This window comes from Flavobacterium psychrotolerans, from assembly GCF_003097635.1.
Classification (GTDB): Bacteria; Bacteroidota; Bacteroidia; order Flavobacteriales; family Flavobacteriaceae; genus Flavobacterium; species Flavobacterium psychrotolerans.
This window is the reverse complement of sequence record NZ_QCZI01000006.1, coordinates 109,404-121,140: the sequence shown is the minus strand read 5'-3', so window position 1 is coordinate 121,140 and position 11,737 is coordinate 109,404. Positions and strand designations below refer to the sequence as shown.

Annotated in this window: 13 protein-coding genes; 8 read left to right on the top strand and 5 right to left on the bottom strand. The window is 36.7% G+C overall.

Annotated features, from left to right (window positions below; genetic code table 11):
- The first annotated feature begins 50 nt into the window (after positions 1–50).
- The 3 genes from DB895_RS06590 to leuB are packed head-to-tail and all read left to right on the top strand — an operon-like array spanning position 51 to position 3,235.
- Positions 51–572: a GNAT family N-acetyltransferase gene (locus DB895_RS06590; RefSeq protein ID WP_116724570.1), complete on the top strand. Its 522-nt coding sequence runs from the start codon at positions 51–53 to the stop codon at positions 570–572.
- A gap of 43 nt (positions 573–615) precedes the next feature.
- Positions 616–2,139, top strand: coding sequence for an alpha-isopropylmalate synthase regulatory domain-containing protein (locus DB895_RS06585; RefSeq protein ID WP_116724569.1), 1,524 nt, complete (start codon positions 616–618; stop codon positions 2,137–2,139).
- Positions 2,140–2,173: 34 nt separating this feature from the next.
- On the top strand, positions 2,174–3,235 hold the full coding sequence (leuB, locus tag DB895_RS06580; RefSeq protein ID WP_116724568.1) for a 3-isopropylmalate dehydrogenase: 1,062 nt from the start codon (positions 2,174–2,176) through the stop codon (positions 3,233–3,235).
- 111 nt (positions 3,236–3,346) lie between these two features.
- Here leuB and DB895_RS06575 read toward each other — a convergent pair whose 3' ends face one another.
- Positions 3,347–3,712: an RNA recognition motif domain-containing protein gene (locus DB895_RS06575; protein ID WP_116724567.1), complete on the bottom strand. Its 366-nt coding sequence runs from the start codon at positions 3,710–3,712 to the stop codon at positions 3,347–3,349.
- Between the two features lie 144 nt (positions 3,713–3,856).
- Complete coding sequence (locus DB895_RS06570) at positions 3,857–4,354, bottom strand: DUF6252 family protein (RefSeq protein WP_116724566.1); 498 nt, start codon at positions 4,352–4,354, stop codon at positions 3,857–3,859.
- A gap of 186 nt (positions 4,355–4,540) precedes the next feature.
- Here DB895_RS06570 and DB895_RS06565 point away from each other — a divergent pair, with 186 nt between their 5' ends.
- The 4 genes from DB895_RS06565 to DB895_RS06550 all read left to right on the top strand — a co-directional run bounded on the left by DB895_RS06565 (position 4,541) and on the right by DB895_RS06550 (position 7,828).
- Positions 4,541–5,098, top strand: coding sequence for a 30S ribosomal protein S16 (locus DB895_RS06565; RefSeq protein WP_116724565.1), 558 nt, complete (start codon positions 4,541–4,543; stop codon positions 5,096–5,098).
- A gap of 14 nt (positions 5,099–5,112) precedes the next feature.
- Positions 5,113–5,637, top strand: a complete 525-nt coding sequence (rimM, locus tag DB895_RS06560; protein ID WP_116724564.1) for a ribosome maturation factor RimM — start codon at positions 5,113–5,115, stop codon at positions 5,635–5,637.
- An 88-nt stretch (positions 5,638–5,725) separates the two neighbouring features.
- On the top strand, positions 5,726–6,439 hold the full coding sequence (locus DB895_RS06555) for a tRNA1(Val) (adenine(37)-N6)-methyltransferase (protein ID WP_262497401.1): 714 nt from the start codon (positions 5,726–5,728) through the stop codon (positions 6,437–6,439).
- A 210-nt stretch (positions 6,440–6,649) separates the two neighbouring features.
- The gene (locus DB895_RS06550; RefSeq protein WP_116724631.1) at positions 6,650–7,828 is read left to right on the top strand and encodes an acyl-CoA dehydrogenase family protein; all 1,179 of its coding nucleotides are present in this window, start codon (positions 6,650–6,652) and stop codon (positions 7,826–7,828) included.
- Between the two features lie 81 nt (positions 7,829–7,909).
- On the opposite strand, the gene DB895_RS06545 is transcribed toward DB895_RS06550, so the two are convergent.
- From DB895_RS06545 to DB895_RS06535, 3 genes are all read right to left on the bottom strand, one after another.
- Positions 7,910–8,227: a 2Fe-2S iron-sulfur cluster-binding family protein gene (locus DB895_RS06545; RefSeq protein WP_116724562.1), complete on the bottom strand. Its 318-nt coding sequence runs from the start codon at positions 8,225–8,227 to the stop codon at positions 7,910–7,912.
- 117 nt (positions 8,228–8,344) lie between these two features.
- Positions 8,345–8,584: a NifU family protein gene (locus DB895_RS06540; protein WP_116724561.1), complete on the bottom strand. Its 240-nt coding sequence runs from the start codon at positions 8,582–8,584 to the stop codon at positions 8,345–8,347.
- Between the two features lie 82 nt (positions 8,585–8,666).
- Positions 8,667–9,794 (bottom strand): Mrp/NBP35 family ATP-binding protein, encoded by a 1,128-nt coding sequence (locus DB895_RS06535; protein WP_116724630.1) that lies wholly within the window; start codon positions 9,792–9,794, stop codon positions 8,667–8,669.
- 274 nt (positions 9,795–10,068) lie between these two features.
- Between DB895_RS06535 and DB895_RS06530 the strand changes: the two genes are divergently transcribed.
- On the top strand, positions 10,069–11,592 hold the full coding sequence (locus DB895_RS06530; RefSeq protein ID WP_166426941.1) for a TlpA family protein disulfide reductase: 1,524 nt from the start codon (positions 10,069–10,071) through the stop codon (positions 11,590–11,592).
- The last annotated feature ends 145 nt before the right edge of the window (positions 11,593–11,737 follow it).

Sequence of the window (11,737 nt, the reverse complement as noted above, 5' to 3'; positions counted from 1 at the left end):
CCTGTATCTTTTTATAAAATGGTACAGGATCAACTTTAGTTATTATCACAATGGATTTTAAACCGAGTACAATTGAAGATATTGATGAAATTTTTAAATTTTATGACTGGGCTGTTGCTTATCAAAAAACAAAATTCAATAAGCATTGGAAAGGATTTGAAAGAGATTTAATAGAACGTGAAATTTCTGAAAATCGACAATGGAAAATTAGCATTGACAACGAAATCGCCTGTGTTTTTGCAATTACTTTTGAAGACGAAAGCATTTGGAAAGAAAAAAATGAAGACAAAGCCGTTTATTTTCACAGAATTGTAACAAATCCAAAATTTAGAGGACACCATTTTGTCAAAAAAATAGTCGAATGGGGCAATACTTTTGCAAAAAAAAATCAATTAGATTATTTAAGGATGGATACTTGGGGGGATAATGAATCATTAATCGAATATTATCAAAAATGTGGTTTTAATTTCTTAGGAATTATCACACCCCATTTTGGCAATTTACCAAAACATTACGAAGGAATTACGTTAAGTTTATTCGAAATTGATGTAAAAGAAAAGCGAATATCGTAAGAATAAATAGCACACTTTTTAAAAGCGAATTTAGAAAAGCAATATGAAAAAAAGAAAGATTGAAATAATGGATACGACACTCCGCGATGGAGAACAAACATCGGGAGTTTCTTTTTCTGCTACAGAAAAATTAACCATTGCGCAATTATTGCTGGAAGAATTGAATGTCAATCGAATAGAAATCGCATCGGCACGGGTAAGCGAAGGTGAATTTCAGGGCGTAAAAGGCATCATGGCTTGGGCTGAAGAAAAAAAATATTGCGATCGGATAGAAGTCCTAACCTTTGTAGATGGCGGACTTTCGATTGAGTGGATGAAAAAAGCAGGAGCCAAAGTACAAAATTTGTTGACCAAAGGATCTCTGAACCATTTAACCCATCAATTAAAGAAAACCCCAGAACAACATTTCGCTGAAATTGCCCAAACTATTGCATTAGCACAAGAAAACAACATCGAAACTAATGTTTATCTAGAAGATTGGAGTAATGGAATGATTAATTCTCCTGAATATGTATTTCAGTATTTAGACTTTCTGACGACCCAACCTGTCAAAAGAATATTATTACCAGATACTTTAGGCGTTCTTATTCCTTCACAAACCTCTGAATTTATTTCTAAAATTATAACAAAATATCCGAACAGCCATTTTGATTTTCATGCCCATAATGATTATGACTTAAGCATCGCCAATGTAATGGAAGCGGTCAAAGCAGGCATTCAAGGTCTTCATGTTACCGTAAACGGAATGGGTGAACGCGCTGGAAATGCACCGTTAGAAAGCACCGTTGCTGTAATCAATGACTTCTTGCCCGAAATAGAAATCAGCGTAAAGGAGTCTTCATTATACTCCGTGAGCAAATTGGTAGAAACTTTTACAGGCCAAAGAATTCCTGCCAACAAACCCATTGTAGGCGATAACGTGTTTACTCAAACTGCCGGCATTCATGCTGACGGAGACAATAAAAATAATTTATATTTCAACAATTTACTTCCGGAACGTTTTGGAAGAAAAAGAAAATACGCTTTAGGAAAAACATCTGGCAAAGCCAATATTGAAAAAAACCTTCAGGAATTGGGTTTAAAATTAAACGCCGACGATCTTAAATTAGTAACCCAACGCATCATTGAATTGGGAGATAAAAAGGAAACCGTTACCAAGGAAGATTTGCCTTATATCATTTCAGACGTATTAGACAGTCAAACGTATCAAGATAAAATTGTAGTAGAATCCTATGTTTTAGTACATGCTAAAGGCTTACGTCCTTCCACAACACTCTGTTTAAAAATTGACAACGAAATATTTGAAGAAAACGCACAAGGCGACGGTCAATTTGATGCCTTTATGAATGCCCTTTCAAAAATATACAAAAACAAAAAAATGGTATTGCCTAAATTGATAGATTACGCAGTGCGAATTCCGCCAGGAAGCAGTTCCGATGCTTTATGCGAAACCATAATTACATGGACAAATAACGGCAAAGAATTTAAGACAAGAGGACTTGACTCCGACCAAACCGTAGCCGCAATTATTGCGACACAAAAAATGCTGAATGTAGCAATCATCTAAACCACAAGAAATTTTAAAAACTAATATAAAAGAAATGAAATTTAACATAGCCCTTTTAGCTGGAGACGGAATTGGACCAGAAGTAATCAACGAAGCCGTAAAAGTTTCTGATGCAATCGCAAAAAAATTCAATCATGAAATTAATTGGACACCCGCATTAACAGGTGCTTGCGCGATAGATGCCGTAGGCGTTCCTTACCCTGATGAAACGCATGAAATTTGCATGGCTGCTGATGCGGTTCTATTTGGAGCCATCGGACATCCAAAATACGACAATGATCCAAAAGCCACTGTAAGACCCGAACAAGGATTATTGTTAATGCGTAAAAAATTAGGTTTGTTTGCTAATGTTCGTCCTACTTTTACATTTCCCTCTTTGATTGACAATTCCCCTCTAAAAAGAGAGCGAATTGAAGGAACCGATTTGATATTTTTAAGAGAACTAACAGGCGGAATCTATTTTGGCGAAAAAGGAAGAAAAGACGACGGAGAAACAGCATACGATACTTGTACCTATACAAGGGTCGAAGTACAACGTTTAGCAAAAAAAGGATTTGAATTGGCTATGACACGTTCCAAAAAACTGTGTTGTGTTGACAAAGCAAATGTGTTGGAAACCTCTCGTTTGTGGAGAGAAACAGTGCAAGCTATGGAAAAAGACTATCCCGAAGTAACGGTAAGTTATGAATTTGTGGATGCGGTAGCAATGCGATTAGTGCAGTGGCCAAACTCATACGATGTTTTAATTACTGAAAACTTATTTGGAGACATCTTAACAGATGAAGCTTCTGTGATTTCAGGTTCTATGGGATTAATGCCTTCCGCGTCTGTTGGAGAACATACTTCATTATACGAACCTATTCATGGTTCTTATCCACAAGCTACAGGGTTAAATATTGCCAATCCATTGGCCACTGTATTGTCTGCCGCCATGATGTTTGAAGACGCTTTTGGGCTAAAAGAAGAGGCAGAGGCGATCAGAGTTGTTGTTAACAAATCACTGGAACAAGGAATTGTAACAGAAGACTTGGCCGCAAAAGGAGCAAAAGCCTATTCAACTAGTGAAGTTGGAGATTGGTTGGTTGCTAATTTATAAAAATAAAATTCACTTTTAGTCCCCTCTTCTTTGGAGAGGGCGGAGGGTGAGGAAAAACAAAAAAGGTGTCAATATAATTGACACCTTTTTTTATATGTATTAAAGAAAATACTAGTATCCTCCTCTGTTTCCACCACCACGGTTGTCTCCACCACGGCTGTTTCCACCACCATAACCACCGCCACGGTTATCTCCACCACGGCTGTTGCTATTAAAACTTCTTCTTTCACCTTCTGGTTTAGGCTCAGATTTGTTAACTACTATCGCACGACCTTGAACAGTTGCACCGTTCAATTCATTAATTGCTTTTTGTGCCTCTTCATCGTTTGGCATTTCAATAAAACCAAACCCTTTACTTCTTCCAGTAAATTTATCAGTTATAATTTTTACAGAATCAACTGCTCCGTAAGCCTCGAAAGACTCTCTTAAATCTGCTTCCTCAATACTGAATGGAAGGCTTCCAACAAAAATGTTCATAATTACTATTTTAAAATATTAAACAAATATAGTCATATTATATTCTAAACCACTATGTATTAGATTATTTATGTTAAGTTTAATTAAATACAAAAAAACCATCTGCTTATGAGATGGTTTTAAAAAAAATGATTCTGCTAATTTTTATGGCATAATTGGAACTTTGTAAAAAACACCGCTTTGAAGATTTAAAATTGGCGCCTCTTCTGAAGTAGCATCCGTGTTTTTAGCGTTAAATCTAAAAGTCCCTGAGATGGTAGCGCCATCATAATCCGTAACAACAATTTGCCCATCACCAATCCCAAAACCCGTTTGATAGGTAAGCACAACAGCGTTCAAAGTGTTAACGTAGATTGCCTTTTTAGCCTCACTTGCTCCTAAATCATAGGTAATGTATGTGCTTTTATCCCTTTGACTCACCAATTTGGCGGGTAATGGCATTGTTAAAGTCAATTTTTCATTTACGGTAACGGCTTCAATATTTAGTGAGCTACCAGTACCTATTTTTGCAACTGCATCAGATGCTTTCCAAAACACATTATCTTTAACTCCTTGAAAAGCTGCATTATTATTGAACGTAACATCTTGGCTACAGGACGTTAATCCAATAAGAAACAAGAGAAAATATATTCCTTTTTTCATTTTAATAAATTTATTTGACAAAAATAACTTTTTAATGCAAAATGAACATATTAAAAACCTAAAATAATTTTAATTTATTTTTTTGTTCAAGGAAAGCGCATTGAGATTTGTTTCTTCTGGAAAAAAACGTATATTTGCGCCCTTAATTAACAGAGGTCGAGTACCTCAAAATTTAATCATACGATTATGTCAGTAAAAATTAGATTACAAAGACACGGTAAAAAAGGAAAACCTTTTTACTGGGTTGTAGCGGCAGATGCTCGCTCAAAAAGAGATGGTAAATACCTAGAAAAAATTGGTACTTACAATCCAAACACTAACCCAGCAACTATCGATTTGGATTTGGATAGTGCAGTAAGATGGTTACACAACGGAGCTCAGCCTACTGACACCGCTAAAGCAATCCTTTCTTACAAAGGAGCATTACTAAAGCACCACCTTGATGGCGGAATCCGTAAAGGAGCTTTAACACAAGAACAAGCTGATGCTAAATTGGCAACTTGGTTAGAAGCAAAATCAGGAAAAGTAGATTCTAAAAAAGAAGGTTTGACAAAAGCGCAAGCTGATGTTAAAGCAAAAGCATTCAAAGCAGAACAAGCTGTAAATGCGAAACGTTTAGCGGATGCTGCTAAAGCTGAAGCTGACGCAATTGCCGCAAGTGCTCCTGCTGTAGAAGAAGAAGTTGAAGCTGTTGCAGAAGAAACTCCTGCCGCAGAAGAAAATAACGAAGCAACTGAAGCATAATTTTACTAGCGAAGATGCGTAAAGAAGATTGTTTCTATTTAGGTAAAATCGCGAAAAAATTTAGTTTTAAGGGTGAAGTCTTGGCTTATTTAGACACCGATGAACCCGAGTTATATGAGGATATGGAATCAGTATTTGTTGAATTCAACAATAATCTGGTTCCATATTTTATTAAAAACAGTTCCTTACACAAAAACGACTTTCTCAGAATTCGTTTTGAAGACGTAGATAATGAAGTCGAAGCCGAAAGTCTTTTAGGGCATGCCATTTATCTACCTATTAAAATGTTGCCAAAACTTACCGGCAACAAATTTTACTATCACGAAGTTATTGATTTCGAAATTGAAGACAAACGTTTAGGTATTATCGGAATCATTCAATCGGTAAACGACACCACAGCACAGCCCCTTTTTGAAGTTTTGAATGGTGATGTAGAAATGTTAATCCCTATGATTGATCATTTCCTGATAAAAATAGACCGATCGAACAAAAAAGTCATCATGGATTTACCAGAAGGATTAATTGAAATGTATTTATAGATTTTTAGATACGCTGCGCTTTTAGAATATTATAAACGCCTGCGGCTTTAGAAAAAATCTAAGTTGTCTAACAATCTAACAATCTAAGTTGTCTAAATTCCAATTCAAACAGTTTTCTATTGAACAAGACCGATGTGCCATGAAAATTGGAACGGATGGCGTTTTGCTTGGCGCTTGGACTCCTTTGGAAAACAATCCCAACAGCATTTTAGACATTGGAACTGGAACTGGCATCATAGCCCTAATGTTAGCACAACGAAGTGCCGCAACACAAATTGACGCCCTCGAAATTGACGAAGACGCTTACGAACAAGCGGTCGATAATTTTGAAAACGCCCCTTGGAACGACAAACTATTTTGTTTTCACGCCGGTTTGGATGAATTTATTGAAGAACCTGAAGACGAATATGATTTGATTGTTTCTAATCCCCCATTTTATGTCGAGGACTATTATTCTACCAATAAACAACGGGATTTGGCTCGATTTCAAGACGCAATGCCTTTTGAAGATTTGATTGAAGCAGCCGATTTATTACTCTCTGAAAACGGAATATTCGCAGTAATAATTCCTTTTAAGGAAGAAGCAAAATTTATTGATTTGTGTGCCGAAGCGGAACTTTTCCCAATAAAAATAACAAGAGTTAAAGGCACGCACCAAACACCAATTATTAGAAGTCTACTCGCTTTTAAGCGTTTTGAAATGAGTACTCAGTCGGCTAACGAATTGGTAATTGAAATTTCAAGACATGAATATACGGATGAATATATTGAACTGACGAAGGATTTTTATTTGAAGATGTAAGTCATTCTCTACTGCCCTAGCCCTGATGGAAGGGAAAATCCCGCGCTTTTTAGCGCGGATTGGAATGACAGCAGGAATAGCTTCAAAAAATCTATATAAAATTATAACAATCGTCAATGGTTTTGTTAAATTTCTTTGTGTAAATTTGTGCCTTATTAATTAACCGATTGCTTTGCTTTACGCTTCGCAATGCCTTGCAATGACAAAACTATGAAACCAGATCTTTTTCAAGCCCCAGATTATTACAATCTTGATGAATTACTAACCGACGAACATAAATTAGTGCGGGATGCCGCGCGGGAATGGGTTAAACGGGAAGTTTCACCAATTATAGAGGATTATGCCCAAAAAGCAGAATTCCCAAAACAAATCATCAAAGGCTTAGCGGACATTGGCGCTTTTGGGCCTTATATTCCAGAGCAATATGGCGGTGCGGGTTTAGACCAAATTTCGTACGGTTTGATTATGCAAGAAATCGAAAGAGGCGATTCGGGAGTTCGTTCCACGGCTTCTGTGCAATCTTCGCTGGTGATGTATCCAATTTGGAAATACGGAAACGAAGAACAACGCATGAAATATTTGCCAAAACTGGCTTCCGGAGAATTTTTGGGTTGTTTTGGCTTGACTGAACCCAATTATGGATCTGACCCAGGAAGTATGATTACCAATTATAAAGATATGGGCGACCATTATTTGTTGAATGGTGCCAAAATGTGGATTTCGAACGCCCCATTTGCGGATATTGCCGTGGTTTGGGCTAAGGATGAAACAGGAAGAATTCACGGATTGATTGTAGAACGTGGCATGGAAGGCTTTACCACTCCAGAAACACATAACAAATGGTCTCTTCGCGCATCGGCAACTGGAGAACTGATTTTTGATAATGTAAAAGTGCCTAAAGGAAATTTATTGCCTAATAAATCCGGCTTGGGAGCCCCGTTAGGCTGTTTAGATTCTGCTCGGTACGGCATTGCTTGGGGAGCCATTGGAGCAGCAATGGACTGTTATGACACGGCTTTGCGTTATGCGAAAGAAAGAATTCAGTTTGACAAACCTATAGCAGGGACCCAACTGCAACAAAAAAAATTAGCCGAGATGATTACCGAAATCACCAAAGCGCAATTGCTAACATGGCGATTGGGCGTTTTGAGGAACGAAGGCAAAGCGACTACAGCCCAGATCTCCATGGCTAAAAGAAATAATGTAGATATGGCTATACATATTGCTCGTGAAGCTCGACAAATGTTGGGCGGAATGGGAATCACTGGTGAATACTCTATTATGAGGCACATGATGAATTTAGAAAGTGTAATTACGTATGAAGGGACTCATGACATCCATTTGTTAATTACAGGAATGGATATTACGGGTATTCCTGCCTTTAAATAAAATGAAATTCCCCAGAAACAAAATGGCTTTTCAGAAATGAAAGCCTTTTTGTTTCTGGGGAATTTAAAGTCCTCCTTATTTTTATGATTCTGGCGCCAACTCCAGTTCCAATCCTTCCAAACTTTCCGTGATTGGGATTTGACACCCCAAACGACTGTTCGGTTTCACATAAAATGCCTCCGAAAGCATAGCTTCCTCATCATCCCCCATTTCTGGCAAAGCAATATCGTTGAGAACGTAACATTGGCAGGAAGCACACATGGCCATTCCGCCACAGGTTCCTTCTACAGGAAGTTCATAAGCTTTACATAATTCCATGATGTTCATGGCCATATCCGTGGGAGCCTGCAAATCATGAACAACTCCTTCTCGGTCTTTAATTTTTATTAATACATCCATTATATCTTGAAATTGGTTGTTTTATGTTATTTATTTTTTAACTGATACTGGCTGTGGTTTTTAAATCACAATCATTTTATTAAAAATGTTCCTGCAGCATTAAACTCAAATCATGATTTACAAAATATTGACCACCGTTTCAATTTGTGGAGCAAACTTTTTTATGGTGGTTTCTACTCCTGCTTTAAGTGTCATTTGGTTTACACTACAGCTGGTGCAAGCACCCTCAAGTCGCACTTTCACGTGTTTGTTGTCCTCGATAGAGATGAGCGTAATATCTCCACCATCAGAATTCAAAAAAGGTCTGATTTCTTCCAGTGCTTTTAAGACATTGCGCGTTAATTCTTCTGTTGTCATAATTTAGGATTATTAGATTGTCAGATAGTTCATAGTTGGATGGGTAGATTATTTCAAAATCTACTCACCAACCCATAACAATCTATTTTTTTACCGCAGAACAGCCGGCCATTGTCGTGATTTTAACAGCTTCAGTAGGAGGTAAACTTTCGTTTCTGCTTACCACTTCCCGCACCACGTTTCTTGTGATTTCTTCAAAAACAGTTTCAATAACAGAACCCGTTTGCATTGCAGCCGGACGACCGTAATCCCCAGCCTCACGAATGGATTGAACTATTGGAACTTCTCCAAGGAATGGAACCTTTAAATCTTCTGCTAAGTTCTTGGCTCCTTCTTTTCCGAAGATATGGTATTTGTTGTTTGGCAATTCTTCAGGTGTAAAATAAGCCATGTTTTCGATAATTCCGAGTACAGGTACATTTATGGAATCTGACATGAACATAGAAACTCCTTTTCTGGCATCGGCTAAAGCTACCGCTTGTGGCGTACTCACAACCACGACGCCGGTTATAGGCAAAGATTGTACAATGGAAAGATGAATATCGCCTGTTCCTGGAGGTAAATCCAATAACAAGAAATCTAATTCTCCCCAATCGGCATCAAAAATCATTTGATTTAACGCTTTTGAAGCCATTGGTCCACGCCAAATTACGGCTTGACTCGGCGAGGTAAAAAATCCTATGGAAAGTATTTTAATACCGTAGCTTTCTACCGGTTTCATTTTTGATTTGCCATCGATTTCTACTGAAATTGGTTTTTCAGATTCAACATCAAACATAATAGGCATAGACGGCCCGTAAATATCAGCGTCAAGAATCCCTACCGAAAAGCCCATCTTAGCAAGGGATACAGCTATGTTTGCGGTAACGGTAGATTTTCCAACACCTCCTTTTCCAGAGGCTACGGCAACAATGTTTTTGATACCGGGAATCGATTTTCCTTTAATTTCTGGTTTGTCCGGAACTTCAATTTTACTATTGATTTTAATTTTTGCTTCGGGTGAAACCAATTCAAGAATTGCCTTTCTGATGTCATCCTCTGCTCGTTTCTTGATGTGCATGGCAGGTGTGTGTAATACTAAATCCACAACCACTTCATCTCCAAAAGTAACAACGTTTGCAACGGCACCACTTTCGACCATATTTTTTCCTTCTCCAGCTATAGTAATCGTTTCTAAAGCTTTAAGAATGTCTTTTCTATCTAATTTCATAACGTTCTTCTTGCCCTTAATTAAGGTTAATTTTAATTTGCAAAGATAATGCGAATTCTTTTTAAACAATAGGTAATGGATTGAAAATGTTTTGAGAATTGTATCCAATTTGACTCTTTTATATTTAATTGTAAATTTTTATTTTTTAAAGAAATATTTTATTTTTGTTTGAAAATTAAATTCAACTTTACACCATAATTGCATCGCTTTTCGGAATCACTATATTTGGAGCGTACTAATTATGAAATCCTATTATTTCAATAGTAAACCAATTATGAAAAAATTATTTTTATCGATTGTTATTTTTTCCCTTTTTTCTCATGCAAATGCGCAACAGGGACACGAAATTAAAATTAATTTAAAAAATTGCAAGGACACATTAGTGTATCTCACTTACTATCAGTTTGACAAAAATTTGTTAGTAGACACGGTCAAACCCATTAAAAATGGCTCCATTGTTTTTAAAGGAAAAAACAAATTAGACAAAGGAATCTATTCGATTTTGGGTCAAAACAAAAGTATTTATTTTGATTTTTTTATCGATGACCAATCCCAAAAAATCGAGATAAACAGTGATGCAGCGACTCAATTTACGTCCACGCTAAATAGTCCAAATTCAAAACAAGAAAATGATTTCTTTGATTACATTCGGTTTATCAATTCCCAAAAAAAGAATTTTGACTCCGTTTTGATTACAACTAAAGGAATGAGCAAAACCGATTCTACCGCTTTAGTAACTGCCAAACAAAAGCTACTTAGCGAAAACATTGCCAACTATGAAAAAACTTTCTTAGAGCAAACCAAAGGAAGCTACATTGGTGATGTTTTAAACTTGAAAATCGAAAAAACACTTAAAGATGTCCCAAAGGCCTCTAACGGGAGACCGGACAGTATTGCCGTTTTTAACTATTACAAGAAACATTATTGGGACAACGTGAATTTTCAGGATGATGGCATGGTGCGAACCCCTTTCTTTGCTAACAAGATGAAACGCTATTTTGATGCCTTGGTAGTAAAAAATCCCGATTCGGTTGCGGTTGAAATTGACCGCATCATGAACAAAACAGTACAAAGCAGCATTATGTACAAACTATTGTTAGCGCATTTTACATCTACTTATGAAACGTCAAAAATAATGAGTTTTGACAAAGTCTTTGTTTACATTGTAGATCATTATTTTAAAACCGGAAAGGGAAACGACCTTTACAATGACGACAATATCGTTAAAAACATTATTAATCGGGCGGAAATTCTACGCCCCTTATTGCTAGGGCAAATTGCACCCGATTTACCCATGATTACCATAGAAGGCCATGATAAAATTGCAAAAATGGGTTTTGATACCGCAAAAACAAGCGAAGAAGTAACCAAATTGTACTATGCCAACAGCCAGGAAATAGAAAAAACGGTTTTAAGGTTGCATTCCATAAAAGCAGACTATTTGGTGCTTGTTTTTTGGGATGTTGATTGCGGTCATTGTAAGGTTGAAATCCCAAAATTGTTAGAAACCTATCATGCCTTACTCAAGGAGAAGAAAGACATCAAGGTTTTTTGCGTATACACCCAACAAGAATTTGAGAAGTATCGCGACTATGTTGCAGAAAATAAACTGGATTGGATAAACGTGTATGACGGGGTTCATTTTACCAATTTAAAGGATAAATACGACATTTATTCGACTCCTGTTATTTACATTTTAGACAAAAACAAAAAAATCAAAGCCAAAAGAATTGGCGAAGAACAAGTAAAAGAGATTATTAACGCGATGGAATTGGAATATAAGGCGGGCGTTAAGTAATTCCCTAGACACAAATTCAAGGCTATTTAGGCAGCAAATACTTAAAAAAAACGAGTTACTTGAATAATCTCAAACCCTTTGATTGTATTTATTGACATTCTCAATTCACTTTTTAAAATCAATTTTATTACAAAAAAGTATCGAT